The sequence below is a fragment of the Neorhizobium sp. AL 9.2.2 genome (assembly GCF_013317225.1).
Classification (GTDB): domain Bacteria; phylum Pseudomonadota; class Alphaproteobacteria; order Rhizobiales; family Rhizobiaceae; genus Neorhizobium; species Neorhizobium soli.
This window is the reverse complement of sequence record NZ_JAALXU010000003.1, coordinates 1094102-1120211: the sequence shown is the minus strand read 5'-3', so window position 1 is coordinate 1120211 and position 26110 is coordinate 1094102. Positions and strand designations below refer to the sequence as shown.

Sequence of the window (26110 nt, the reverse complement as noted above, 5' to 3'; positions counted from 1 at the left end):
GCGACCTATTCGGTCGCATCCCCGTCAACATCAGGCGTATCGGTTTCGGGCGTGTCGGTGTCGGTATCGGGAGCAATCCCGAGGTCACCGGTTTCGGCCGAGATCTCACCCGGCAGCTCGCCGTTCTCGTCTTCGTTCTCAGGCTCGCTGATGCGCTCGACGGAGACCACTTTCTCATCCTTGTGGGTCGAGAAGATCGTGACGCCCTTCGTCGCACGGCTGGCAATGCGGATGCCGCCAACCGGAACACGGATCAGAACACCGCCATTCGAAACGAGCATGATCTGGTCACCCTCGTCGATCGGGAAGGCGGCCACGAGTTCGCCGATTTCCGCAGTCTTCGAGGTATCGGTGGCACGGATACCCTTGCCGCCACGGCCCGATGTGCGGAAGTCATAGGAAGACGAGCGCTTGCCGTAGCCTTTTTCCGAAACCGTCAGCACGAACTGCTCGTGTTGCTTCAGATATTCGTAGCGCTCATCGGAAAGCTGTCCCTCTTCGGTGACTTCCTCACCAACCAGAGCGATATCGTCTTCGTCCACCCCGGCAGCACGGCGCTCGATCGCCGAGCGCTTGAGGTAAGCCGCACGTTCCCACGGCTCGGCATCCACATGACCGACAATCGTCATCGAGATGATGCGGTCGCCTTCGGCCAAATTGATACCGCGGACACCGATGGAATTACGGCCGGCAAAGACGCGGACCTCTTCGACCGGGAAGCGGATCGCCTGTCCAAGCGCGGTTGTCAGCAACACGTCGTCGCCGGGCTCGTTAAGGTCGAGGTTCGGACCGCTGCAGGTCTCGACGGAGAGGATTTCGTCACCCTCTTCCTCGAGCTTCATGGCGATCTTGCCGTTGCGGTTGACCTGCACGAAGTCCGACAGCTTGTTGCGGCGAACCGTGCCGCGTGTCGTCGAGAACATCACGTCGAGGTTATCCCAGGACGTTTCGTCTTCGGGCAACGGCATGATCGTGGTGATGCGCTCGCCGGCTTCGAGCGGCAGCATGTTGATCAGGGCCTTGCCGCGCGATTGCGGCGTGCCGATCGGCAGGCGCCAGACCTTTTCCTTGTAGACGATGCCACGCGAGGAGAAGAACAGCACCGGCGTATGGGTGTTGACCACGAATAGCCGGGTAACGAAATCCTCGTCACGCGTCGCCATACCGGAGCGACCCTTGCCGCCACGACGCTGGGCGCGATACGTCGCCAGCGGAACACGCTTGATATAGCCAAGATGCGAAACGGTAACGACCATGTCCTCGCGGGCAATCAGGTCCTCGTCATCCATTTCGAGACCGCCTTCGAGGATCTCGGTGCGGCGTGGTGTACCGAATTCGTCGCGAACGGCGATGAGTTCGTCCTTGACGATCTGCTGGATGCGAACCCGTGACGACAGGATGTCGAGATAGTCGGAGATCTCGGCGCCGATCTTGTTCAGCTCGTCGCCAATTTCATCGCGGCCGAGCGCCGTCAGGCGGGCAAGACGCAGTTCGAGGATCGCGCGGGCCTGTTCCTCGGAGAGGTTGTAGGTCAGGTCCTCGTTGATCTTGTGACGCGGATCGTCGATGAGCCGGATAAGAGCCTCGACGTCATGGGCCGGCCAGCGGCGCGTCATCAACTGCTCGCGCGCCGTCGCAGGATCCGGTGCACGGCGGATGAGCGCAATGACTTCATCGATATTGGCAACGGCGATCGCCAGACCCACCAACACGTGCGCACGCTCGCGCGCCTTGCGCAGCAGGTATTTCGTGCGGCGGCTGACGACTTCCTCGCGGAAGGACACAAATGCCTTCAGCATGTCGATCAGCGCCAGCTGCTCCGGCTTGCCGCCATTGAGCGCCACCATGTTGCAGCCGAACGACGTCTGCAGTGGCGTGTAGCGGTAGAGCTGGTTCAAAATGACGTCGGCATTCGCATCGCGCTTCAGTTCGACGACGACGCGGTAACCCTGTCTGTCGGACTCGTCGCGCAGATCGGAAATCCCTTCGATCCGCTTTTCGCGGACGAGTTCGCCAATCTTTTCGACCATCGAGGCCTTGTTCACCTGGTAGGGAACTTCGGTGATGATGATCTGCTCACGGTCGCCGCGCAGAGGTTCGATCGTCGCACGACCGCGCATCATGACGGAGCCGCGGCCCGTCTCGTAAGCCAGCCGAATGCCGGCACGGCCAAGGATCATTGCACCTGTCGGAAAGTCCGGACCGGGAATGATCTGCATCAGCTCGGGCAGTTCGATCGCCGGATTGTCCATCATCGCGATGCAGCCGTCGATCACTTCCGACAGATTGTGCGGCGGGATGTTGGTCGCCATGCCGACGGCGATGCCGCCTGCGCCATTGACGAGCAGGTTCGGGAATTTCGCCGGCAGAACCACCGGTTCCGACAGCGTGCCGTCATAGTTGTCGCGGAAGTCGACGGTTTCCTTGTCGAGATCATCGAGCAGCGCATGGGCCGACTTTTCAAGCCTGCACTCTGTATAGCGCTCGGCCGCCGGAGGATCCCCGTCGATCGATCCGAAATTGCCCTGTCCGTCGATCAGCGGCAATCGCAGCGACCAGTCCTGCGCCATACGTGCCAGCGCATCATAGATCGCGGAGTTGCCGTGCGGATGGAATTTACCCATCACGTCACCGGTTACGCGGGCGCATTTGACGTATTTCTTGTTCCAGTCGATCCCGAGCTCGGACATGCCGAACATGATGCGCCGGTGAACGGGCTTCAGTCCGTCACGAACGTCGGGAAGTGCGCGGCTGACGATCACGCTCATCGCATAATCGAGATAGGACCGCTGCATCTCTTCCATAATGGAAATGGGTTCAATGCCTGGAGGCAGCTTTCCGCCGCCGGGTGTGCTTTGCTCAGTCAAATCGGATCACGATCTCTGTTCGGAATCATTTGAATTTTTATAGCGGAAAGCGGCTCCGGGCGCCAATTTCCACTGAATTTGCTTTGTAGTTGTGAACAGGTTTTGCGGCATTTGGAAGGTGTTTGCCACGATCGTTGGATACATTCGTTGCAAGACTTCCCTAAAGCGCCCGGCTGTCCTAACAATCTTATCATTGAACGGCAAGCCGAGCGTCCTCTAGGAGTATCCATGGCCTCACCCGATGCTCTCATCAACGCGTTGACCACTTTGTTGGTCACGCTCGACCCGCCGGGTCTGGCGCCGGTCTTTCTGGGCCTGACGGTCGGCATGACGACGGCGCAACGGCGCTTTGTCGCCTTCCGCGGTGCGCTGATCGCCTTCGGTATCCTCGCGGTGTTTGCGCTGTTCGGATCGAGCGTCCTTGGCCTGCTCGGTATCTCGATCGGCGCCTTCCGCATCGCGGGCGGCCTGCTGCTGTTCTGGATTTCGTTCGAAATGGTTTTCGAGAAGCGCCAGGAGCGAAAGGAAAAGACGTCGCAAAAGGCGATCACGATCGACCATATCCACGATATCGCCGTGTTTCCGCTCGCCCTGCCGCTGATCGCCGGCCCCGGAGCGATTTCCGCGACCGTCCTTTTGTCCGGAACATTCACCAGCGCTCTCGACCGCGCCCTTCTTATCGGGGTCCTCGCGCTGATCATGGTGGTGCTCTACGCAACGCTTCTGATCGCGGAAAAGCTCGACCGTTTCTTGGGTGTGACAGGGCGCGCGATCCTCACCCGGCTTCTCGGGGTCATCCTCGCTGCCTTGTCCGTTCAGTTCGTGGTCGATGGCATCCGGTCGGCATTCGCGATACCCTGATCCTTCCTGGGACGGACGGCCGAAAGCTCAATCCATGCACATTCTAAACCGTCTCATCGGACAGGCACCGAACCCGATCAGCATGAGGGAACGGCTTCGCTCTGCGGGCGGCGCCTTGCTCGGCATTTCCCTGACGGGACTCGGCGGAAGTCTCGTCGTCGGCTTCGAACCGTCATTGCCGGCACTGATCGCCCCGATGGGTGCCTCGGCCGTGCTGCTCTTTGCCGTCCCGTCGAGCCCGCTCGCACAACCCTGGTCCATCTTGGGCGGCAATATTCTCTCGGCCACTGTCGGCGTCACAGTCGCTGCACTCGTGCCAGACCCTGCCCTCGCCTCAGGCCTCGCCATTGGCATAGCGATCGCGGCGATGATGGCGCTGCGCTGCCTGCACCCGCCAAGCGGTGCGATTGCCCTGACCGCAGTGCTTGGCGGCCCGTCCATTCACGCGATGGGATACGGATTCATCCTCTGGCCGGTTCTGGGCAACTCGCTGGCTTTGCTGCTGCTTGCGATCATTCTCAACAATCTCGCAGGCCGGCGCTATCCGCATGCGCCCGCTACGCCTTCCCCTTCGCACGGCACCACGGATCCGCCGCCGAGCGGCCGTATCGGGTTCCGCCGGGAGGATCTCGACGCCGTCCTCAGGGATTATGACCAGGTCCTCGATATCGATCGCAGCGACCTCGAAACCATTATTCGCCTGACCGAACTGCGCTCCTACCGCCAGCGCGCGAGCCACCTCACCTGCGCCGACGTCATGTCCCGCGACGTGATCGCGGTGTCACCGGATGATCCCCTGGGGAAGGCGCATCAGTCCATGCGCAACCACCGTCTGAAGGCCCTGCCCGTCACCAACGAAAAGGCTGAGGTGGTTGGCATCGTTACGCAGACGGATTTTCTGGACAAGCCAATCTGGACCGGCGGTCGCCCGACGATCGGCCCGCGCCAGCGTTTGCGGCTGATGATGCAAGGCGCAACAGCGCCAAACCATATCGTAAGGGATATCATGACCGCGCCGGTCCGGACGATCGAGCCGTCGGCACCGCTCAACGACGCGGTCGTCATGTTTGCCGAGGAAGGCCTGCACTACCTGCCGATCGTCGGCGAGAACGGCAAACTCGCCGGGATACTCTCGCAGTCCGACGTGCTTGTAGCGATGCTTTCGGACCGCGCCACTCATGCTCCAACCGAACATGAAAAAGGCGCCTGAGCGGCGCCTTTTTTTTGATCAGAATGGGATGTCGTCGTCGAGGTCGCGGGAGAAGTTCCCGCCGCCACCACCGGAGGACTGGCCACCCTGGCTGCCCTGAGCACCGCGCCCTGCCGGTGCTCCACCCCCGGAACGCGGACGATCATAGTCATCGCCGCCGCCACCGTAGTTGCCGCCGAAATCACCGCCGCCACCGCCGCCGAAGTCGCTTGCGCCACCACGTGCGCCGCCGCGCTCACCGCCGCCTTCGCCACGACCGTCGAGCATTGTCAGGGTCGAGTTGAAGCCCTGCAGCACGATTTCGGTTGAATAACGATCGTTGCCGGTCTGGTCCTGCCATTTGCGGGTCTGCAGCGCGCCTTCGATATAAAGCTTGGCACCCTTTTTGACATACTGCTCGACGACCTTGCAGAGGCCTTCGTTGAACACGACGACCGTATGCCATTCCGTCTTTTCGCGACGCTCGCCCGACGTACGATCGCGCCAGCTTTCCGACGTGGCGATGCGCAGGTTTGCAATCGGGCGGCCATCCTGCGTCCGGCGGATTTCCGGGTCGGCGCCGACATTGCCCACCAGAATGACTTTGTTCACGCTGCCCGCCATCGTATTCACCTCGTTTGCCGCCAAGCGCGGCTTTGAAAACCAATTACCCCACCTTAAACCATCGACCGCCCGGTTTGGGCAATGCCGAGGTTTAATCCACAGTGAATTTTGTTCTTTCTTTGTTCTATTTTCTCCGTATAGTTCTGTCAAGCATTCGGAACCGGGTTGCGTTGCAACAGTTTCGTCTCGACAGGCGGCTTTCGATAACTACATAAGGACCTTCGATCCTCCCCGAAGGCATAACGATGAGCGAACTCAAAACCATTTCCATCCGTGGTGCGCGCGAGCACAATCTTAAGGGGATCGATCTCGATCTGCCCCGCAACTCGCTGATCGTGATGACCGGCCTGTCCGGCTCAGGCAAGTCGTCGCTTGCGTTCGACACGATCTATGCCGAGGGACAGCGACGCTATGTCGAGAGCCTTTCGGCCTATGCTCGCCAGTTTCTGGAGATGATGCAGAAGCCTGACGTCGACCAGATCGAAGGCCTGTCTCCGGCGATCTCGATCGAGCAGAAGACGACCTCTCGAAATCCCCGCTCGACGGTCGGCACAGTCACGGAAATCTACGACTACATGCGCCTGTTGTTTGCGCGCGTCGGCGTTCCATATTCGCCAGCGACCGGGCTTCCGATCGAAAGCCAGACCGTCAGCCAAATGGTCGACAGGGTCCTTGCTTTCGAAGAAGGCACCCGTCTTTATATTCTCGCACCAATGATCCGCGGGCGCAAAGGCGAGTACAAGAAGGAACTCGCCGAGCTGATGAAAAAGGGTTTTCAGCGCGTCAAGGTGGATGGCCAGTTCTATGAGATCGCCGACGTTCCAGCGCTCGACAAGAAATACAAACACGACATCGACGTCGTCGTCGACCGCCTTGTGGTGCGATCCGACATTGCCGCGCGTCTGGCCGACAGCCTTGAGACATCGCTGAAACTGGCGGATGGCCTGGCCGTTGCGGAGTTCGCCGACAAGCCTCTGCCGGAGAAGGAAACCTCCGCAGGCGGATCTGCCAACAAGTCGCTCAACGAAACCCATGAACGGGTTCTGTTTTCGGAGAAATTCGCCTGCCCTGTGTCCGGATTCACCATTCCGGAGATCGAGCCGCGGCTGTTCTCCTTCAACAATCCCTTCGGTGCCTGCCCCACCTGCGATGGTCTTGGATCACAGCAGAAGGTGGACCGGAACATGATCGTGCCGGAACCCGGCCGGACACTGAAGGATGGCGCGATCGCGCCCTGGGCGAAGTCCACCTCGCCCTATTACAACCAGACGCTCGAGGGTCTCGGCAAGGTCTTTGGTTTCAAGCTGACGGACCGCTGGGACAAGCTGTCGGATAGCGCCCGCTCGGCGATCCTTGAGGGCACCGAGGAAAAGATCGAGTTCAATTATGCCGACGGCGCACGGTCCTACAAGACGACCAAGACGTTCGAAGGCATCGTCCCCAATCTCGAACGGCGCTGGAAGGAAACCGACAGTGCCTGGGCGCGCGAGGAGATCGAGCGCTACATGTCGGCCGCTCCATGCCCGTCCTGTGCCGGCTATCGCCTGAAGCCGGAAGCGCTGGCGGTCAAGATCAATAAGCTGCATATCGGCCAGACGACAGAAATGTCGATCCGGCTGGCGCGCGACTGGTTTGCGGCGCTCCCCGAGCACCTGAACGCGAAGCAGAACGAGATCGCTGTCCGTATCCTCAAGGAGATCCGCGAGCGCCTTCAGTTCCTGAACGACGTCGGGCTCGATTATCTCAGCCTGTCGCGAAACTCCGGCACGCTCTCCGGTGGCGAGAGCCAACGCATCCGTCTGGCATCGCAGATCGGCTCCGGCCTTACCGGCGTTCTCTACGTGCTGGACGAGCCATCCATCGGCCTCCACCAGCGCGACAATGCCCGCCTGCTCGAAACGCTGAAGCATCTGCGTGACATCGGCAATACCGTCATCGTCGTGGAACATGACGAGGATGCCATTATGACCGCCGATTACGTCGTCGATATCGGCCCTGCCGCCGGCATTCACGGCGGCACGGTCGTCGCCGAAGGCACGCCGCAGCAGGTCATGGCAAACCCCAAGTCACTGACCGGTAAATACCTGTCGGGCGAACTCGGCGTCGCAGTTCCCGCTGAGCGGCGCAAGGTCAAAAAAGGCAAGGAACTCAAGGTTTTCGGAGCCCGCGGCAACAACCTCAAAAACGTTACCGCGGCGGTACCGCTCGGCGTTTTTACCGCCGTGACCGGCGTATCGGGTGGCGGCAAGTCGACCTTCCTGATCGAAACGCTCTACAAGTCGGCCGCACGCCGCGTCATGGGCGCGAGAGAAATCCCGGCCGAGCACGATCGGATCGACGGGTTCGAGCATATCGACAAGGTGATCGATATCGACCAGTCGCCGATCGGTCGCACACCGCGCTCCAACCCGGCCACCTATACCGGTGCCTTCACCCCCATCCGCGACTGGTTTGCCGGCCTGCCGGAAGCCAAGGCCCGCGGTTACGCACCCGGCCGCTTTTCCTTCAACGTCAAGGGCGGCCGTTGCGAGGCCTGCCAGGGCGACGGCGTCATCAAGATCGAGATGCACTTCCTTCCGGATGTCTATGTCACCTGTGATGTCTGCCACGGCAAACGCTACAACCGCGAAACGCTCGACGTGCATTTCAAGGGCAAGTCGATCGCCGATGTCCTGGATATGACGGTCGAGGAAGGTGTCGAGTTCTTTGCCGCGGTTCCGGCCGTGCGCGACAAGCTGCAATCGCTGTTCGATGTCGGTCTCGGCTATATCAAGGTCGGCCAGCAGGCAAACACGCTCTCAGGCGGCGAAGCGCAGCGCGTCAAGCTTGCCAAGGAGCTGTCGAAGCGCGCCACCGGCCGCACGCTCTACATTCTGGACGAGCCAACGACAGGCCTGCATTTCCACGACGTCGCGAAACTATTGGAAATGCTGCACGAGCTGGTCAATCAAGGCAATTCGGTCGTGGTCATCGAGCACAATCTCGAAGTCATCAAGACCGCCGATTGGGTTATCGACATTGGCCCCGAAGGCGGCACGGGTGGTGGGGAGATTGTTGCCTGCGGCACGCCGGAACAGGTCGTCAAGGAGAAGCGCTCCTATACCGGCCAGTTCCTTAAGGAGCTTCTGGAACGGCGTCCGGTCAAGAAAGTCCAAGCGGCAGAATAGTTTTTACCGCCGCCAATACCTGTTCCGGGGAGATGAGTGATGACACCAGGCATAATTCGAACAGGTATCGGCGGCTGGACCTTCGCGCCTTGGGAGGGCACGTTCTATCCGGACAAGCTGGCGAAGAAACGCCAGCTTGAATATGCGGCGTCCAAGCTCAAGGTCATCGAGGTCAACGGCACCTATTACGGGTCGCAAAAGCCCGAGACTTTTGCGAAATGGGCGTCCGAAGTGCCTGACGGATTCATCTTCTCGCTCAAAGCCAGCCGCTACACTACCAACCGCAAGGTCCTGGCCGAGGCGGGCGAATCGATCGAACGCTTCCTGCAGCAGGGGCTCGTCGAACTCGGCGACCATCTTGGGCCGTTGCTGTGGCAGTTCGCGCCGACCAAGAAATTCGAGCCTGACGATTTCGAAGCGTTTCTGAAGCTGCTGCCGGACGCGCTGGAAGGGCTGCCTTTGCGCCACGTCGTCGAGGTCCGCCACGACAGCTTCAAGGTTCCGGAATTCGTCGAACTTATCGCGAAATACAATGTCGCGCCCGTCTGCGCCGATCATTTCGACTATCCGATGATCGCCGACGTTACCGCTGATTTCGTCTATGCGCGGCTGCAAAAAGGGTCGGACGAGATCGAAACCTGTTACACGAAGCCGGATATGAAAGATTGGGCGAAAAGGTTGAAAACCTGGTCTGCCGGTAGCGTCCCCGACGATCTACCTTTGATCGACGAATCGCGAAATCCCGCCAAAAAGCCGCGCGACGTCTACGCCTTCTTCATTCACGAGGGCAAGGTCAACGCCCCCGGCGGCGCAATGGCCATGCAGGAGATGCTCGACGCCAAGAGCTAGGGCTCTCTGTTCGGCATGATCCCTGCCCTTTTGGCCAGATCTTCCGCGGTCATGTCTGGGGTCAGGCTATTGGCCGCTTCGCCGTGTAGGTAGACGCCTGCCGCCGCGGCCTCGAAGGCGGGCATGCCTTGGGCGAGCAGCGCTCCGATCATTCCGGCGAGCACATCTCCGGAGCCTGCGGTGGCAAGCCAGGGCGGCGCATTCGTGTTGATCAGGGCGCGGCCATCGGGTGAAGCGATCACCGTGTCTGCACCCTTGTAGACGATGACGGCGTTGGCCCGCGCCGAGGCTTTCAGCGCCTTCTCCGGCTTGCTGAGTTCTTTGCCCTCAGCCAAATCCGGAAACAGCCGGGCAAACTCCCCCTCATGTGGGGTCAGTACCAGGCGCGTCTCGCCCTCCGAGAAGGCTGAAAACAGCGTATCAGGATCGTCCTTGAACGAGGAAATGCCGTCCGCGTCCAGCACTAGCCGCTTGCCCTTCAGTGCCAGCACGAACTCGCGGGCTTTCTCCCCGACGCGGAACCCCGGGCCGAGCACGAAGGCGGAGAGTTTTGCCGAACCCAGCCAGTCGGCGAGGTCTGCGACATCGTCGATTGCATGAAGCATGATTGCTGTCAGCGAGGCGGCATTGACGGGAATTGCGTCCGTCGGGCTTGCAACGGTAACGAGCCCTGCCCCGCGCTTCAGACCCGCCGTCGCCGAAAGCCGGGCTGCGCCCGTCTTGTCCGCGGGACCGCTGAACACGACCATATGGCCGCGCGTATACTTGTGGCTGTCACTCAACGGTGACGGCACAGCTGAGCTCCAGATCGACGGCGCGTTCTCGGCAAGACTGCCGGCCTTGCTCAAAACGATTCGTCGGGGGATGCCGATATCGAAAACCTCAAGTTCGCCGCAGAGCTCGCGTCCCGGCATGAGGACGTGGCCCGGCTTGCGCGCAACGAATGTCACCGTCCGATCAGCACGCAACGCCGCGCCAAGCGCCACGCCGCGCCGGCCGCATAGTCCGGACGGCAGATCGACGGCAAGCACGGGTGTATTGGTGGCTACCAGACGATCAGCGAGTGCCGCCACGCTATCGGGGACGTTTCTGGAGAGCCCTGCCCCGAAGAGCGCATCGATGACGACATCACCTGGCGATGGCACATAACTGTCCAACGGCTGGGTATCGAGGGGGCAGCTTGAACGGGCCTCAAGGGCATCGCCGCGCAATTGTGCGGGATCCCCCAGACTGTAGACCACGCAGCGTGTGCCGGCTTCGTTCAAGGCCGCCGCTGCGACATAGCCGTCACCGCCATTGTTGCCGGGTCCACACAGGACGACAAAGCGCAACGCGCCGGGAAAATGTCGAAGAGCCGACGCCGCGACAGCCCGGCCCGCGCGGTCCATCAGCCCTATCGAGGACATGCCTGATGCTGCCGCGGCCGTGTCGATGGCTGCCATATCGTTGGGCGTCAGGAGCAAATGAGCGAATGAATTGGTCATTTGTCTATTCAAAGGCAAAACAGGGGAAATACAAGCGCGATCTTAGTGATCAAAACATCATCAAATGCACAGAAAACATGCTTATTTAGTAGGTGGACAGGCATGCGCTCGGTGCGGCGGGCGGAAGCGATTTCGGCAAGGATACGGCGTCAGGCGCACAAACCCGGACGTGGCCGACCGCGTTCAGCAGGCAATCCACCGAAAAATGGAAAGTTTTGACGCAAACCCGTGTTATTTTCTTAAAAACGTGAAAGAGTTTGGCACGAATAGTGCATCGGCCTGTTTGGCGGGCATGGGCCTGCGACTGGGAGAAGCGGAGAGTTGGTTTCTCATGAAGAAGATCGAAGCGATCATTAAACCGTTCAAGCTGGATGAAGTGAAGGAAGCCCTTCAGGAAGTCGGCTTGCAAGGGATTACGGTGACCGAGGCCAAGGGCTTTGGACGCCAAAAAGGACATACCGAGCTTTATCGTGGCGCGGAATACGTCGTCGACTTTCTCCCGAAGGTGAAGGTTGAAGTTGTGCTGGCTGACGAGAATGCAGACGCGGTCATTGAGGCCATCCGCAACGCGGCACAGACTGGACGAATTGGAGACGGCAAGATATTCGTTTCCAACGTGGAGGAAGTCATTCGTATTCGCACCGGCGAAACGGGTGTGGACGCTATCTGACCGCACTTTGAAGGCTGATAAGAAGCCGCGCGGACAGTTCATAACAATCATACAGGCGAGGAAAAGGTCATATGACGAGCGCAAGCGAAATCATGAAACAGATCAAGGAAAACGACGTCAAGTTCGTGGACCTGCGCTTTACGGACCCGCGCGGCAAGCTGCAGCACGTGACGATGGACGTCTCGGCCGTCGATGAGGATATGTTCGCCGATGGCGTCATGTTCGACGGCTCCTCGATCGGCGGATGGAAGGCCATCAACGAGTCGGACATGGTGCTGATGCCCGATCCGCAGACCGTGCACATGGACCCGTTTTTCGCGCAATCCACGATGGTCATCGTTTGCGACATTCTCGATCCGATTTCCGGTGAAGCCTACAACCGCGATCCGCGCGGCACGGCCAAGAAGGCGGAGGCCTATCTCAAGGCATCGGGCATCGGCGATACGATTTTCGTCGGCCCCGAGCCTGAATTCTTCGTCTTCGACGACGTCAAGTACAAGGCCGATCCCTACAATACGGGCTTCAAGCTGGACAGTTCGGAACTGCCGTCCAACGACGACACCGATTACGAGACCGGCAACCTTGGCCACCGTCCGCGCGTCAAGGGCGGCTACTTCCCGGTTCCGCCGGTCGACAGCCTCCAGGACATGCGCTCGGAAATGCTCACCGTCCTCACCGAAATGGGTGTGGTCGTCGAAAAGCATCACCATGAAGTGGCCGCTGCCCAGCACGAACTCGGTGTGAAGTTCGATACGCTGGTGCGCAACGCCGACAAGATGCAGATCTACAAATACGTCGTGCATCAGGTCGCCAATGCCTATGGCAAGACGGCCACCTTCATGCCGAAGCCGATCTTCGGCGACAACGGCTCGGGCATGCACGTTCACCAGTCGATCTGGAAGGACGGCAAGCCGACCTTTGCTGGTGACGAGTATGCAGGCCTGTCGGAAAGCTGCCTTTACTACATCGGCGGCATAATCAAGCACGCCAAGGCGATCAACGCCTTCACGAACCCGACGACGAATTCCTACAAGCGTCTCGTCCCGGGTTACGAAGCACCGGTTCTGCTTGCCTACTCGGCTCGCAACCGTTCCGCCTCCTGCCGCATTCCGTTCGGGTCGAACCCGAAGGCAAAGCGCGTCGAAGTCCGCTTCCCCGATCCGGCCCAGAACCCCTATCTCGGTTTTGCCGCCATGCTGATGGCCGGCCTCGACGGCATCAAGAACAAGATTCATCCCGGCAAGGCCATGGACAAGGATCTCTACGACCTGCCGCCGAAGGAACTGCGCAAGATCCCGACGGTCTGCGGTAGCTTGCGCGAAGCGCTCGACAGCCTCGACAAGGATCGCAAGTTCCTCACCGCCGGCGGCGTTTTCGACGACGATCAGATCGACGCCTATATCGAACTGAAGATGACGGAAGTCATGCGCTTCGAAATGACGCCACACCCGGTGGAGTTCGACATGTACTATTCCGCCTGATCCGGCGGACGAACCTGACAACCAGAAACGGCGGGCCTGACCCGCCGTTTTTCATTCGCGCCATCGGAGCAGCAGGCTCCTAACCTGCGGTCACAGGCACGTACCTGCGTCACCGCCCCCTGGATTGCCTCATGCGCACCGATACCGGCAGCACGCCCCGTCCCCTCGACTGGCTGATCTTCCTTCTCGTCCCGGTCTTCTTCTCCAGCAATCTCGTTTTCGGTCGCGGCATCGTCGGCGAAATCGGTCCCTATATGACCGCGTTCATCCGCTGGGCAGGATCGACGCTCATCATGCTGCCGTTGCTCTATGCGGATCGCAGGGCGGCTGCGGCCTTTGTGCGCACCCATACCTGGCTGTGGCTCTCGCTCGGATTTCTCGGCATGGGCATTTGCGGCGGTTTCGTCTACTGGGCGCTCACCATGACGACGGCCTCGAACGCCACGCTGATCTACAGCACCTCATCGCTCTTCATCATTCTGCTGGAATGGCTGTTCGCCAGTCGACGCATCAGCATCAAGGAGATCTGCGGCATGGCGCTCGCCTTTGCGGGCGTGGCTGTCATCGTATTGCGCGGAGACCTGGCTGCCGTTCTTCACATGCGCTTCAATCTCGGCGATCTCGGCATTCTGATCGCCGCGATCGCGTTTGCCTTCTACTCGATCCTGCTGCGGCGCCCGGCAGCTCAAGCCGTTCGTCCGCTCACACTGTTCGGACTGATCGCCTTCTCCGGCTCGCTCATCCTGGTCGCGCCGGCGATCTGGGAACTGTTTCATGGCGGTCTTCTTCCCACCAGCCAGTCCGCCTGGATGAAGCTTGCCGGCATTATTCTCTTCGCCTCGCTCGCCGCCTTCTTCTGCTTCCAGCAGGTGGTGCGGATCTTCGGTTCGGTCACGGCCGGAACCACGCTCTACCTCATGCCCCCGGTTTCGATCGTCATGGCCGTGGCGTTTCTCGGCGAAACCTTCGAGGCCTACCATGCTGTCGGCATCGTCTGCGTTCTCGGCGGCGTCATTCTGGCAACGGTAAAGCGCGCCCGCGCAAGAACGCCATGAGAACAAACTGGAACTATCCTCCAAACGCTGCATTTCCCACTTGAGTAGCGGTGGATTTACTCCCACATTGGGACGTGAAAGGATGTCACCATGAAACAGCGAAACGCCAAATTTACGATCGGGGAAGTGGTTCGCCACAAAGTGTTCCCGTTCCGCGGCGTCGTGTTCGATGTGGACCCCGAATATGACAATACCGAGGAATGGTGGAACGCGATTCCGGCCGAGATCCGCCCAAGCAAGGATCAGCCCTTCTACCACCTTCTGGCCGAGAACGACGAAACCGAATACGTCGCTTATGTCTCGGAACAGAACCTGGTCCATGACGAGAGCGACCAACCCCTGCGCAACCCGCAGGTCTACCAGATCTTCGACGCCGGCCCCTCCGGCAATCTAAAGCCGAAGGTCATCCTCGCCCATTGATGGGGGCCAGCCGTGTCGAGATAAATCGTCAAAACGAAAAAAGCCCAGTCTTTCGACCGGGCTTTTTTGTTGCTTTGAGATTTGAACTTACTGGCCCTGCTTGGCAGCGTTCTGAGCTTCTTCAAGCTTCTTGCGCGCTTCCTCAGCCTTCTTCTGCATGCCTTCTTCCAGGCTACGCTGGCTTTCCGCAAGCTGCGACTGGGTGATTGCGGCACCGTCATAGGCACCGGTAAAGCCGGTCAACGAAACCTTGATCGGGTTCGGCGCGCGACGGAAGTTCATCGACGTGAACACGACGTCGGTGCCCTTCTTAAGGCTGGCGATCATCGCATCCGTTAGGGGCACTTCAGCTGTGCACTTGTCGGGAAGGCAGACGGCGTAGTCGAGCTTCTGACCCTTGGCACCGTCGATCTGCATGATGATGCCAGGCTGCACCATACGTGCGGTCGGAACCGAAACCTGAAGGATCTTGCGGTTGACCTTGCCTTCGACGCTGATGAGGCCGATTGCCGTGATCAGCTGGCCGTTCTGGGCCAGAATGATGTTCTGCACAACGCAGAGATCAGCATCGTCCTGCTTGGTGCAGGTCTTGAACCAGCCAAGCGGCGGACCGCCGGCACCGGCGCCGCCCTGTGCGGGAGCTGCCTGCTGGGCGAAGGCTGCAACCGGCAGCGCAGCTACGCCGACCGAAACAGCAAGAGCAGACATGGCCGTCCGCATAACTTTGGTTGCCTTGAGCATCATAACGAAATCCGTCTCCTGAAATCCGCGGGCGCAGCATGCGCCGTCCACCCCGTCGAGATGTCCTACTGCCTGTCACCTGTCGCTCAAATGAGGCAATTGAATGACTCGGCGGGTGTTGCCAATCTGTTACATCGACGCGACGGCGATATCCAGCCTTTCTTTTGCTATTTTGACAAACCTCACCGTTGCAACGCAAGTTTGAAGAGCCTGTGCTTGGTGCATTGTCACCTATCCGCTATTTTCCGCCCGAATCAGCAGTATTGAGAGAAACGGAATGCTTTCATGAAGCGCAGTATATCCTTCTTGATCGCAGCGACGCTGTTTGTGCCTGTCATGGCATCCGGGGCGCGGGCGCAGCCTGTGCACGCGATCTCCATGCATGGCGAACCTGCCCTGCCTGCCGATTACCAGCATCTGAGCTACGTCAATCCGCAAGTGAAGAAGGGGGGCAGCGTCCGCTACGGCGTCGTCGGCACGTTCGACAGCCTCAACCCGTTCAATCTGAAGAGCATCCGGACCACCGCCCGCGGCGTCTGGGATCCGGCCTTCGGCAACCTGATCTATGAAACGCTGATGACACGTTCCGCCGACGAGCCCTTCACGCTCTACGGGCTTCTGGCCGAAAGCGTCGAGTGGAATGATGAGCGCACGTTCATCCAGTTCAACATCAATCCCAAGGCAAAATGGTCCGACGGCCAGCCGGTGACGCCTGAGGACGTGATCTTTTCCTTCGAGGTGCTGCGCGACAAGGGTCGGGTACCGTTCTCCAGGCGTCTCGCCCCCGTGGAGAAGATGGAAAAGGTCGGCGAGCGCAGTGTCCGCTTTACCTTCAACGACACGGTCGACCGGGAATTCCCGCTGATCATCGCCGCCTCCACCCCGATCCTGCCGAAACACGCGATCGACCCGGAGACATTCGATCAGTCGACCCTGAAGGTGCCGCTGGGCTCGGGACCCTATCTTATCAAATCCGTCTCGCCCGGCCAGCGCATCGTCTACGAGCGCGATGAGAAGTACTGGGGCAAGGATATTCCGGCCAAAGTCGGTTTCGACAATTACGACCGAATCAGCGTCGAATACTTTTTGGAAGACAACACCCTGTTCGAAGCCTTCAAGAAGGGCGAGATCGACATCTATCCCGATGGCAGCCCGACCCACTGGGCGCGCGCGTATAATTTCCCGGCCATCCGGACTGGAGACGCGGTCAAGGAAGCCTTCACGCCGCAACTGCCGACGGGCATGCTGGGCTTCGTGTTCAACACGCGCCGGTCGATCTTTGCAGACGTCAATGTGCGCGCCGGCCTTTCGCTGGCCTTCGATTTCGAGTGGGCCAACCGGAACCTGTTCGAGAACGCCTATACCCGCACAGAAAGCTTCTGGCAGGGCTCGCCGCTGACTTCTCTCGGCAAACCGGCGGACCAGCGCGAGCTAGAAATCCTCGGTGACACCAAGAACCGAATCGAGCCCGACGTACTCGATGGTACCTACCGTATCGAAAAGACCAACGCGTCCGGTGCCGACCGCAGAGTGTTGCGAAAGGCCGTCGACCTTCTGAACAAGGGCGGCTACACGATCAAGAACGGCCGCATGACAAATGCCAGCGGGCGCCAGTTGTCGTTCGAGGTCATGACCCAGACCGTCGATCAGGAAAAGCTCGCCATCGCCTACCAGCGAGCCCTTCGGATGATCGGCGTCGACATGGCGATCCGCACAGTCGACGATTCGCAGTACCAGGCGCGGTCGGGTAGCTTCGACTACGACATGATCGTCAAATCCTACCCGTCGTCGCTGTCTCCCGGGATCGAACAGATGGGACGCTGGGGCTCGACCTCCCGCGACACGCCCGGCAGCTTCAATTTTGCGGGAACAGCGGATCCCGATATCGACCGGTTGATCGGGACCATGACAGCCGTCCGTAGCAAGGAAGATTTCGAAGCAACGGTTCGCGCCTATGACCGCCTGCTGATTTCAGGCCATTACATGGTGCCGCTCTACCATATTGCCGACCAGTGGGTGGCGCGGCGCAAGCAGATACGCTATCCGGAAACCTTGCCGCTATACGGCTATCAGCTCAACACTTGGTGGGATGAGCGGGCGCAGTAGACAGCTCGCCACCTCCCGATCGCAAGCCAAACCTGATTGGAAAGAGAACGCCGATGGAGCGCATCACCGTAGATATTGTCTCCGACGTCGTGTGCCCCTGGTGCTATCTGGGCAAGGCGCGGCTCGAGCTGGCAATCGCCGAAGTTCAGGACGAGATCGGTGTCGACCTGAACTGGCGTCCCTATCGCCTCAACCCGGACATTCCGCCTGAAGGTGTGGACCACAAAGCGTTTCTGGAAGCAAAGCTCGGCGGCAGCGAAACGGTCGCCCGCGCGCACGGGGCGCTCACTCAGCTGGGCCAGGAAGTCGGCATCGCATTCAATTTCGACGCGATCACGGTCGGCTCGAACACGCTCGATGCCCACCGTCTACTTCAGTGGGCGATGGTGGAAGGCCGCGAGGTTCAGGATCGCGTTGTGACCGCGCTGTTCAAGGCGAATTTCGAGCAGGGGCGCGTTGTCGGGGACCACGCGGTTCTCGCAGACATCGCCGTCGAAGCCGGTATGGATCGCACGGTCGTCGAGAACCTTCTGGCAGGTGACGCCGATAAGGACACGGTCCTTGCCGAGATCGACGCTGCGCAGAAGATGGGCGTCAACGGCGTGCCGTTCTTCATCGTCGATGGACAGTATGCGGTGAGCGGTGCCCAGATGCCGGATGTTCTCGCCAACGCTTTCCGCGAAATCGCCCAGCTCAAAGCCGAAGCTCGCAAGGGCATGATCTAGCTCTCTGAAAGTCATCTTTGTGCAGAAAGACCAGACCCTCAAGGGTGTCCTCATCGCCTTTGCGGCCTTCGCCGCCTATGCATGGAGCGACGCCAGCGTCAAATTGATCGAGGGCCAGCTGAGCCCCTATCAATCCTCGTTCCTCGGCGCGGTCTTCTGCCTCGTCGGTCTTCCCTTCCTCATGAAGAAGGGCGACCGCTGGACGGATATCTTCAACACCACCAACAGATCGCTCTGGATCCTGCGATTTGTGGCGCAGGCCGGCGGCACGATCGGCAGCGTCACTGCCTTCACCCATCTGTCGATGGCCGAAGCGTTCGCGCTGATCTTTCTTCTTCCGTCCTTCGTCACCATCATGTCGGTCATCTTCCTCAAGGAACAGGTCGGATACAGGCGCTGGGCCGCGGTCGTCATCGGCTTTGTCGGCGTCATGATCGTGCTCCGCCCCGGATTTCGCGAACTCTCGATCGGCCATCTCGGCGCCGTCTTCGGCGGCTTGAGCGGAGCCATCTCGATCGTCGTGTTCAGGGCCATGGGACCATCAGAGAAGAACATATCGCTCTACGGGGCCGGCGTGCTCGGAACGCTCGTCGTGTGCGGCGCGCTTGCCCTGCCCGGCTTCCAGGCACCGACGGCAATCCAGTGGCTCTGGCTGGCCGGCTACGGGCTTCTGGCAGCACTCGGCGCGATCCTGGTCATGTATGCAGCCGCCTATGCACCCGCGACCCTGATCGGTCCGACGCAATATAGCCAAATGATCTGGGCGGTGCTGTTCGGCTACTTGGTCTTCGGCGACCATATCGACCTGCCGATGGTGATCGGCATCATCCTGATCATCGGCTCGGGCATGCTGACCCTCATTCGCGAACGCGTTCGCGGCACGCCGCTTCCGCCGGCCCTTGGCTCGGATACGCAGGCCGCCGCGGTGATGGCGCCGGAAGCGCCAGACACGAAGCCCTGAAAGCCACAGTATCGATTGAACGAAAAAGGCCGGCGAGCTCTGCTCACCGGCCTTTTTTTGTTGTCGAAGCGACGAGACGCTTCAGGTCTTCGCCAGTTCCGCAAACTGCGTCATCACCTGGGCTGCAGCCGTCAGCCGCTTTGTCGGCGTCGGCAGGTCGCGGTTGAGGAAGATGCTCTGGTCCGGCCTGATCTTCGCAAGCGAACCCTGCTTGGCGATATAGCCGACCAGCGCCGCCGGGTTGGGGAACTGCTTGTCACGGAAGACGATGACCACGCCCTTCGGACCGGCATCGACCTTCTCGACATTCGCCTTGCGGCAGAGCGTCTTGATATAGACGACCTTGAGCAGGTTCTGCACCTCGGGCGGCATCGGCCCGAAGCGATCGATCATTTCCGCACCGAAGCCATCGATCTCCGACAGTTCCTGCACTTCGCCAAGGCGGCGATAGAGACCCATGCGCAGATGCAGATCCGGCACGTAGTTCTCCGGGATCATCGTGGTGATGCCGACGGAGATCTGTGGTGACCAACCGGTATCGAGGATCTCGTCTTCGCCCTTCACTTCGGCAACCGCCTCCTCCAGCATCTGCTGGTAAAGCTCGAAACCTACTTCCTTGATGTGACCCGACTGTTCCTCGCCCAAGAGATTGCCGGCGCCGCGGATGTCGAGGTCGTGGCTTGCCAGCTGGAAACCGGCGCCCAACGTATCGAGCGACTGCAGCACCTTGAGGCGACGGTCCGCCATCTGGGTGAGCGTCTTGTTGACTGGCAGCGTGAACAGCGCAAATGCCCGGACCTTGGAGCGCCCAACGCGGCCACGCAGCTGATAGAGCTGCGCCAACCCGAACATGTCGGCCCGGTGCACGATCAGCGTGTTGGCGGTCGGCACGTCGAGACCGGATTCGACGATCGTGGTCGAGAGAAGCACGTCATACTTGCCGTCGTAGAAGGCATTCATGATGTCTTCCAGCTCTCCCGCAGCCATCTGTCCATGCGCAACGGCTACCTTGAGTTCCGGCACGTCCGACTGCAGAAACGCCTGGATATCGGCAAGATCGGCCAGCCGCGGGCAGACGTAGAAGCTCTGACCGCCGCGGTAGTGCTCGCGCATCAGCGTCTCGCGAATGACCAGCGGATCAAACGGCGAGATAAAGGTCCGCACAGCCATCCGGTCGACCGGCGGCGTGGTGATCAGCGACAGTTCGCGAACGCCCGTCATGGCCAGCTGCAGCGTGCGCGGGATCGGCGTCGCAGACAGCGTCAGCACATGCACGTCGGTCTTCATGTCCTTCAGCCGTTCCTTGTGCTTCACCCCGAAATGCTGCTCCTCGTCGATGATCAGCAGGCTCAAGTTCGCGAACTGGATGCTGTTGCCCAGCAGCGCATGGGTGCCAACGACGATATCGACCTTGCCCTCGGATAATTCCTTCTTCGTCAGCGCCAGTTCCTTGGCCGGAACGAGGCGCGAAGCCTGAGCAATCCGGATCGGCAGCCCGCGAAAACGGTTGGTAAACGTCTTGAAATGCTGGCGTGCCAGCAGGGTCGTGGGAACGACGACCGCAACCTGGGCGCCGTTCATCGCGGCAAAGAAGGCTGCGCGCAACGCCACTTCGGTCTTGCCGAAACCAACGTCGCCGCAGACGAGGCGATCCATCGGACGGCCCGCGGCGAGATCGTCCCGCACGGCCTCGATCGCCGTTGCCTGGTCTTCCGTCTCGTCATAGGGGAAGCGCGCCGCGAACTCGTCGTAGAGCCCTTCCGGCGTTGCCAGAACCGGCGCACGACGCACCATGCGCGTCGCAGCGATCCGGATCAGATCGCCGGCCATATCCAGCAGGCGCTTCTTGAGCTTGGCCTTGCGGGCCTGCCAGGCGCCGCCACCAAGCTTGTCGAGATTGGCTTCCGCTGCATCCGACCCGTAGCGGGAAAGAAGGTCGATGTTTTCGACGGGCAGGAAGAGCTTGGCCTGATCCGCATAATGCAGTTCCAGGCAGGCGCGCGGCGCGCCGGCGGCCTCGATCGTGATCAGGCCGACAAACTTGCCGATACCGTGTTCGGCGTGGACGACAAGCGACCCTTCGTCGAGACCCGCGACTTCAGTGAGGAAATCGGCACCGCGCTTGCGACGCTTGCCGCGCCGAACCATGCGGTCGCCGAGAATATCCTGCTCGCCGATCACAGCGATATCGCCCGTCTCGAAACCCGCCTCCAGGCTCATCACGGCGGACGCCGCCTCGCCTTTTTCAAGCTTCTGCAGGTCCGACAGCTTCTCGATCGGCTTGATACGCTTCAGGCCGCGTTCATCCAGAACCTGCAGAAGTCGGTCGAGCGAGCCGGCGGACCAGCCGGTGATCAGAACCTTCGTGCCTTCGGCGCGCTTGTCGGCGATGTGCTTGACGACGAGATCGAAAATGTTGACACGAACGTCGCTATCGGAATCGTGCTCCTGGGTCTCGGATCCGGTCTCCGCCTGGCTTTTCGCCCAGCGCGGCCCCGTATGGGCATCCAGCGTCAGAACCGGACGGCCGGCGGAATCCATCTCGTTGAAGGGCGTCAGCCTGATGGCGGCCACCTGATCGAGCGTTTCCGCAAACGACTTGCCGTCGAGATAGAGCTGGCCGGGCGATACCGGCTTGTAGGGCGTTGCCTGTGCGGCGGCACCCTTGCCCAGGCTCGCCTGATCGCGGCGTGCCTCGAAGTAGTCGGTGACGAGCTTTGAGCGCTCAGTCGCCGCTTCGCGTGCATTGTGATCCGTGACGATCCGGAAACCGTGCAGATAGTCGAACGCGGTCTCGAGCTTCTCGTAAAACAGTGGCAGCCAGTGTTCCATGCCGGCGTAGCGACGTCCCTCCGACACGGCCTGATAGAGCGCATCGTCACGGTTCGCAGCCCCGAACATCGACAGATAGTTCGTGCGGAAACGGCTGATCGTATCAGGCGTCAGCGTTACTTCGCTCATCGGGTTGAGGTCGAGCGAGCGGGCCTGGCCCGTCGTGCGCTGGCTTGCCGGATCGAAGGACCGGATCGTTTCCAGCGTGTCACCGAAGAAATCCAGCCGCACCGGTTCTTCCGAACCCGGCACGAACACATCGAGAATACCGCCGCGCACCGCAAATTCGCCGACTTCGCGCACCGTGGAAACGCGGTCGAATCCGTTGCGCTCAAGCCGCGCCGCGATGTCATCCATGCGGATCACGTTGCCCGGCTTGGCCGAAAACGCGAGGCTTTCGATGACCGAGGCGGGCGCGATCTTCTGCAACATCGCATTGACCGTGACGAGCACAATGGCCGGATGCGGCTTCTTGGCATGCGCGATCAGCCCCGACAGGGCGGCCAGTCTCCGCGCGGAGACATCGGCACTCGGTGACACACGGTCATAGGGCAGACAGTCCCAGGCCGGCAGCGACAGAACCGGGATTTCCGGCGCCACAAAGGACAGCATCTGCTCCAGATCCGGCATCCGCTGGCCGTCCGAGAGAACGTAGGCAACCGACTGTCCGGCCCGCGCCAGTTCCGCAAGAACAAGCGGTTCGGTGCCGGCCGGCACACTGCCGATGGTCAGCGGTGTTGAGGCCGCCGCGATCTTCTTCGCGTTAAATCCGGAAATCATTGGCCGAGTTTCTCTTGCAACGACTCTCTGGTCACGGGATCGAAATCCGGCTTGTAGGCGGCGATACGCGCAAACAGAGGCGTATTGCGTTCCTCGGGCAGCGCCATAGCGCCGGTGATCCAGGCGTGCAGGTCGTGGTCCTGCTCATCCATGATCACTTCAAACTCGTCCAGTTCCGTATCGGAGAGGTTGGAAATCTCCGCCTCGGCGAAGCTGCCGAACACGAGATCCATCTCGCGAATGCCGCGATGCCAGCAGCGATAGAGAATACGTCGGCGACGGGGGTTGAGATCCGCGCTGGTGCGTGCCAATCCAGTCATAAGCCAAGTCCCTGTTTTGCGGTTCATATAGGATTGTTTTCGGCTCGCGTCACCTTGCCAAATGGGCAAAACTTGCGCCATTTAGCCAACCATGCGCCCTGCCATACTCGATCCGCTGTTTGCCTCCGTTTCATCGCTGCCCGGCGTCGGCCCGAAGATCGCCGACCTGATCGCGCGTGTCACCGGACGCGAGGATGCGGAAGACTGCCGGGTCGTCGATCTCCTGTTCCATGCGCCCTATTCGCTGATCGATCGCCGCAATCGTCCGGGCATCGCGCTCGCGCCGCAGGGAGCGATCGTCACCATCGAGGGACGCGTCGACCGGCATCAGCCGCCACCGGCCCGGACCAACCAGCCCTACCGGGTCTTCCTGCACGATGAGACGGGCGAACTCGCCCTCACCTTCTTCCGGGCAAAGGGAGACTGGCTGCACAAGACGCTTCCGGTCGACGAACAGGTCATGGTCAGCGGCAAGGTCGACTGGTTCAACGGCCGCGCCTCGATGATCCATCCGGATTTCATGGTGAAGGTGTCGGAAGCCGAAAACCTACCGCTTGTGGAACCCGTATATCCCATGACCGCCGGCCTCTCTTCGAAGACATTCCGCCGGACGATTGAAGCTGCTATCGCGCGACTGCCCCAGTTCCCGGAATGGGCGGATTTGAGCCTCACGCAGCGTCAGGGCTTTCCTACCGTAACGGAAGCCTTTCATGAACTTCACGATCCGCGGGACGAAACGGATATCGATCCCCAGTCCAAGGCACGCCGCCGCTTGGCCTATGACGAATTTCTCGCAGGCCAGGTGTCGCTGGCACTGGTGCGCCAGAAGATCCGCAAAGTGCCGGGACAGCCGATCCGGGTAAAGGGCGAGCTTGCCGCCCGTCTCGTTGCCGCGCTGCCCTTTTCGCTGACGCCGAGCCAGAAATCCTCTGTCGAGGATATCACCAAGGATATGGCAGGCGAAGACCGCATGCTGCGGCTGCTGCAGGGCGATGTCGGCGCCGGCAAGACGCTGGTGGCCCTTCTGGCGATGGCAGCCGCCGTCGAAGCCGGCGGCCAGGCCGTTCTGATGGCACCGACTGAAATCCTCGCCCGCCAGCATTTCTCGACCATCTCGAAACTGGCCGGTGCCGCAGGTGTCACGGTCGAACTGCTGACCGGCCGCACCAAGGGTCGCGAACGCGAAGCCATCGTCGAGCGGATTGCATCCGGCGAGGCCCAGATCGTCATCGGCACCCACGCGCTGTTCCAGGATACCGTGAGCTATCACAGCCTGATGCTGGCCGTCGTCGATGAGCAGCATCGGTTCGGCGTGCATCAGCGTCTGCGTCTGACCGCCAAGGGCATATCCCCGCATATGCTCGTCATGACCGCGACGCCCATCCCGCGCACGCTGGTGCTGGCAGCCTTCGGCGACATGGACGTGTCCAAGCTGACCGAAAAGCCGGCCGGCAGAAAGCCGATCCAGACCGTGACGATCCCGACCGAACGGATCGGCGATGTCGTCGGCCGCCTGCGCAGCGCCGTCGCAGAGGGAAAGAAGGCCTACTGGATCTGCCCGCTGGTCGAAGAATCGGATGTATCAGAACTCATGTCGGCCGAGGAGCGCTACGCGGTACTGGCCCGCGAACTCGGTGCCGACAATGTCGGCCTCGTGCATGGCCGAATGGCCGGACCGGAAAAAGACGCCGTCATGAGCGCCTTCAAGAACGGCGAGATCCGCCTGCTTGTCGCAACCACCGTCGTCGAGGTCGGCGTCGACGTGCCCGATGCGACGATCATGGTGATTGAACATGCGGAGCGGTTCGGTCTGGCGCAGCTCCACCAGTTGCGTGGGCGTGTGGGGCGTGGAGACGAAGCCTCCACCTGCATTCTTCTCTACAAGGGACCACTCAGCGAGACCGGCCACGCGCGCCTGTCGATTCTCCGCGACAGCGAGGACGGATTTCTGATCGCCGAGGAAGACCTGAAACTGCGTGGCGAGGGAGAGCTCCTCGGCACCCGCCAGTCAGGCACGCCAGGGTTCAAGATCGCAAGCCTCGAAGCACACGCGGATCTTCTCGAGATCGCCCGCAAGGACGCGACCTACCTCCTCGATCGAGATCCGGACCTCACAAGCGAACGCGGCGAGGCCGTACGCGCCCTGCTCTATCTACATCGACGCGACGAAGCGATCCGCTTCCTGCGCGCAGGCTAAAGGGCGGTCGGCGGAGTGGTAACAGTGGGCATGTCCTGCGGTGCCGGCAGGATCGGGACCTCGCCCGGCTTCGGCGTATAGGCCGGCGATATAAGCCCACCCGAGATCAACAGTTTGGCGCCCTCTTCCGGCGTCATGTCGAGCATGATGATCTGGCTTTTGCGCACGAACATCAGAAAACCTGCCGTCGGAACAGGCGTCGGTGGCATGAACACCGCCACCATCTCCTCGCCGTCTGCGTTGAGCTTCTCGGCAATCTCGCCCTGTGCATCGCCGGCAATAAACACGAGCACCCAGGTGCCGGGTGTCGGAAACTCCACCATGCCGCACTTCTTGAAGGACGTGGACTGTTCCTTCAGAACCGTCTCCAGGATCTGTTTGACGCTCTTGTAGATGGTCCGGATAAGCGGCATCTGGTTGAGGATCGACTCGCCGAAACTGACGATCGAGCGACCGATCAGGTTCCTGCCGAGAAAGCCGATGATGGTGATCATCACCATCGCCAGCAGCAGACCGGTGCCGGGAATCGTTACATCGAAGTAATATTGGGGGTCGTAACGCTGCGGGATGTAGGGCGTTACCCAGCTATCGGCCCAGTCGATGAAGGTAAAGGTAAGCCATATGGTGATCGCCAAAGGCGCGCATATGATCAGGCCTGTCAGGAAGTTGTTTCTGAGCCGACCGGCCAGCGATAAGCGCTCTGGGCTGTCGCTCATGAAAATTCCTTACCTGTGACTTGCATTGTCGCATTCATCGAATGCGACAATGCAAGATGCAATGC

General features: G+C 60.6%; 19 protein-coding genes. 12 read left to right on the top strand and 7 right to left on the bottom strand.

Annotation, left to right across the window (positions count from 1 at the left end; all coding sequences use genetic code 11):
• Nucleotides 1-5 precede the first annotated feature (5 nt).
• Nucleotides 6-2867, bottom strand: a complete 2862-nt coding sequence (gyrA, locus tag G6K99_RS11970) for a DNA gyrase subunit A (RefSeq protein WP_113110523.1) — start codon at nt 2865-2867, stop codon at nt 6-8.
• Nucleotides 2868-3095: 228 nt separating this feature from the next.
• Between gyrA and G6K99_RS11965 the strand changes: the two genes are divergently transcribed.
• Nucleotides 3096-3728 (top strand): MarC family protein, encoded by a 633-nt coding sequence (locus G6K99_RS11965; RefSeq protein ID WP_062456837.1) that lies wholly within the window; start codon nt 3096-3098, stop codon nt 3726-3728.
• Nucleotides 3729-3762: 34 nt separating this feature from the next.
• Complete coding sequence (locus G6K99_RS11960; protein WP_174196642.1) at nt 3763-4938, top strand: HPP family protein; 1176 nt, start codon at nt 3763-3765, stop codon at nt 4936-4938.
• 18 nt (nt 4939-4956) lie between these two features.
• Here G6K99_RS11960 and G6K99_RS11955 read toward each other — a convergent pair whose 3' ends face one another.
• Nucleotides 4957-5541 (bottom strand): single-stranded DNA-binding protein, encoded by a 585-nt coding sequence (locus tag G6K99_RS11955; RefSeq protein ID WP_062456831.1) that lies wholly within the window; start codon nt 5539-5541, stop codon nt 4957-4959.
• Between the two features lie 245 nt (nt 5542-5786).
• Between G6K99_RS11955 and uvrA the strand changes: the two genes are divergently transcribed.
• Nucleotides 5787-8708 (top strand): excinuclease ABC subunit UvrA, encoded by a 2922-nt coding sequence (gene uvrA / locus G6K99_RS11950; protein WP_174196641.1) that lies wholly within the window; start codon nt 5787-5789, stop codon nt 8706-8708.
• A 39-nt stretch (nt 8709-8747) separates the two neighbouring features.
• Nucleotides 8748-9557, top strand: a complete 810-nt coding sequence (locus G6K99_RS11945) for a DUF72 domain-containing protein (RefSeq protein ID WP_180215484.1) — start codon at nt 8748-8750, stop codon at nt 9555-9557.
• Here G6K99_RS11945 and G6K99_RS11940 read toward each other — a convergent pair.
• Nucleotides 9554-11041, bottom strand: coding sequence for an NAD(P)H-hydrate dehydratase (locus G6K99_RS11940; RefSeq protein ID WP_174196639.1), 1488 nt, complete (start codon nt 11039-11041; stop codon nt 9554-9556). The two genes, G6K99_RS11945 and G6K99_RS11940, sit on opposite strands and share 4 nt — an antisense overlap.
• Nucleotides 11042-11372: 331 nt before the next feature.
• Between G6K99_RS11940 and G6K99_RS11935 the strand changes: the two genes are divergently transcribed.
• The 4 genes from G6K99_RS11935 (at nt 11373) to hspQ (ending at nt 14667) form a co-directional block, all read left to right on the top strand.
• Nucleotides 11373-11711: a P-II family nitrogen regulator gene (locus tag G6K99_RS11935; RefSeq protein ID WP_007753933.1), complete on the top strand. Its 339-nt coding sequence runs from the start codon at nt 11373-11375 to the stop codon at nt 11709-11711.
• Between the two features lie 71 nt (nt 11712-11782).
• A complete protein-coding gene (glnA, locus tag G6K99_RS11930) occupies nt 11783-13192 on the top strand; it encodes a type I glutamate--ammonia ligase (protein ID WP_174196638.1) in 1410 nt (469 codons plus the stop codon).
• Nucleotides 13193-13323: 131 nt separating this feature from the next.
• Nucleotides 13324-14247 carry a DMT family transporter gene (locus G6K99_RS11925; protein ID WP_174196637.1) on the top strand — a complete coding sequence of 308 codons (924 nt, stop codon included), beginning with the start codon at nt 13324-13326 and terminating at the stop codon, nt 14245-14247.
• Between the two features lie 90 nt (nt 14248-14337).
• Entirely contained in the window at nt 14338-14667 is a 330-nt protein-coding gene (gene hspQ, locus G6K99_RS11920; RefSeq protein WP_062456814.1) for a heat shock protein HspQ, read from the top strand.
• An 87-nt stretch (nt 14668-14754) separates the two neighbouring features.
• On the opposite strand, the gene G6K99_RS11915 is transcribed toward hspQ, so the two are convergent.
• On the bottom strand, nt 14755-15411 hold the full coding sequence (locus G6K99_RS11915) for an invasion associated locus B family protein (protein WP_062456811.1): 657 nt from the start codon (nt 15409-15411) through the stop codon (nt 14755-14757).
• Nucleotides 15412-15744: 333 nt separating this feature from the next.
• On the opposite strand from G6K99_RS11915, the gene G6K99_RS11910 reads away from it, so the two are divergent.
• The 3 genes from G6K99_RS11910 to G6K99_RS11900 are packed head-to-tail and all read left to right on the top strand — an operon-like array spanning nt 15745 to nt 19200.
• The gene (locus G6K99_RS11910) at nt 15745-17514 is read left to right on the top strand and encodes an extracellular solute-binding protein (RefSeq protein ID WP_062458041.1); all 1770 of its coding nucleotides are present in this window, start codon (nt 15745-15747) and stop codon (nt 17512-17514) included.
• Nucleotides 17515-17567: 53 nt separating this feature from the next.
• Nucleotides 17568-18239: a DsbA family oxidoreductase gene (locus tag G6K99_RS11905; protein WP_062580750.1), complete on the top strand. Its 672-nt coding sequence runs from the start codon at nt 17568-17570 to the stop codon at nt 18237-18239.
• Between the two features lie 19 nt (nt 18240-18258).
• Complete coding sequence (locus tag G6K99_RS11900) at nt 18259-19200, top strand: DMT family transporter (RefSeq protein ID WP_062456805.1); 942 nt, start codon at nt 18259-18261, stop codon at nt 19198-19200.
• An 81-nt stretch (nt 19201-19281) separates the two neighbouring features.
• Here the strand turns inward: G6K99_RS11900 and mfd are convergent, their stop codons facing one another.
• Nucleotides 19282-22812 (bottom strand): transcription-repair coupling factor, encoded by a 3531-nt coding sequence (mfd, locus tag G6K99_RS11895; protein ID WP_174196636.1) that lies wholly within the window; start codon nt 22810-22812, stop codon nt 19282-19284.
• Nucleotides 22809-23132 (bottom strand): succinate dehydrogenase assembly factor 2, encoded by a 324-nt coding sequence (locus G6K99_RS11890; RefSeq protein ID WP_174196635.1) that lies wholly within the window; start codon nt 23130-23132, stop codon nt 22809-22811. Before G6K99_RS11890 ends, mfd begins: the two co-directional genes overlap by 4 nt.
• A gap of 91 nt (nt 23133-23223) precedes the next feature.
• Here G6K99_RS11890 and recG point away from each other — a divergent pair, with 91 nt between their 5' ends.
• The gene (gene recG, locus G6K99_RS11885) at nt 23224-25329 is read left to right on the top strand and encodes an ATP-dependent DNA helicase RecG (protein WP_174196634.1); all 2106 of its coding nucleotides are present in this window, start codon (nt 23224-23226) and stop codon (nt 25327-25329) included.
• Here the strand turns inward: recG and G6K99_RS11880 are convergent.
• A complete protein-coding gene (locus tag G6K99_RS11880) occupies nt 25326-26045 on the bottom strand; it encodes a DUF502 domain-containing protein (protein WP_062456791.1) in 720 nt (239 codons plus the stop codon). The genes recG and G6K99_RS11880 overlap by 4 nt on opposite strands.
• Nucleotides 26046-26110 lie beyond the last annotated feature (65 nt).

Coding starts and splice junctions, on each gene's coding strand:
- G6K99_RS11965 (WP_062456837.1), top strand. CDS start 3,096: ATGGCCTCACCCGATGCTCTCATCAACGCGTTGACCACTTTGTTGGTC.
- G6K99_RS11960 (WP_174196642.1), top strand. CDS start 3,763: ATGCACATTCTAAACCGTCTCATCGGACAGGCACCGAACCCGATCAGC.
- G6K99_RS11955 (WP_062456831.1), bottom strand. CDS start 5,541: ATGGCGGGCAGCGTGAACAAAGTCATTCTGGTGGGCAATGTCGGCGCC.
- uvrA (WP_174196641.1), top strand. CDS start 5,787: ATGAGCGAACTCAAAACCATTTCCATCCGTGGTGCGCGCGAGCACAAT.
- G6K99_RS11945 (WP_180215484.1), top strand. CDS start 8,748: ATGACACCAGGCATAATTCGAACAGGTATCGGCGGCTGGACCTTCGCG.
- G6K99_RS11940 (WP_174196639.1), bottom strand. CDS start 11,041: ATGACCAATTCATTCGCTCATTTGCTCCTGACGCCCAACGATATGGCA.
- G6K99_RS11935 (WP_007753933.1), top strand. CDS start 11,373: ATGAAGAAGATCGAAGCGATCATTAAACCGTTCAAGCTGGATGAAGTG.
- glnA (WP_174196638.1), top strand. CDS start 11,783: ATGACGAGCGCAAGCGAAATCATGAAACAGATCAAGGAAAACGACGTC.
- G6K99_RS11925 (WP_174196637.1), top strand. CDS start 13,324: ATGCGCACCGATACCGGCAGCACGCCCCGTCCCCTCGACTGGCTGATC.
- hspQ (WP_062456814.1), top strand. CDS start 14,338: ATGAAACAGCGAAACGCCAAATTTACGATCGGGGAAGTGGTTCGCCAC.
- G6K99_RS11915 (WP_062456811.1), bottom strand. CDS start 15,411: ATGATGCTCAAGGCAACCAAAGTTATGCGGACGGCCATGTCTGCTCTT.
- G6K99_RS11910 (WP_062458041.1), top strand. CDS start 15,745: ATGGCATCCGGGGCGCGGGCGCAGCCTGTGCACGCGATCTCCATGCAT.
- G6K99_RS11905 (WP_062580750.1), top strand. CDS start 17,568: ATGGAGCGCATCACCGTAGATATTGTCTCCGACGTCGTGTGCCCCTGG.
- mfd (WP_174196636.1), bottom strand. CDS start 22,812: ATGATTTCCGGATTTAACGCGAAGAAGATCGCGGCGGCCTCAACACCG.
- G6K99_RS11890 (WP_174196635.1), bottom strand. CDS start 23,132: ATGACTGGATTGGCACGCACCAGCGCGGATCTCAACCCCCGTCGCCGA.
- recG (WP_174196634.1), top strand. CDS start 23,224: ATGCGCCCTGCCATACTCGATCCGCTGTTTGCCTCCGTTTCATCGCTG.
- G6K99_RS11880 (WP_062456791.1), bottom strand. CDS start 26,045: ATGAGCGACAGCCCAGAGCGCTTATCGCTGGCCGGTCGGCTCAGAAAC.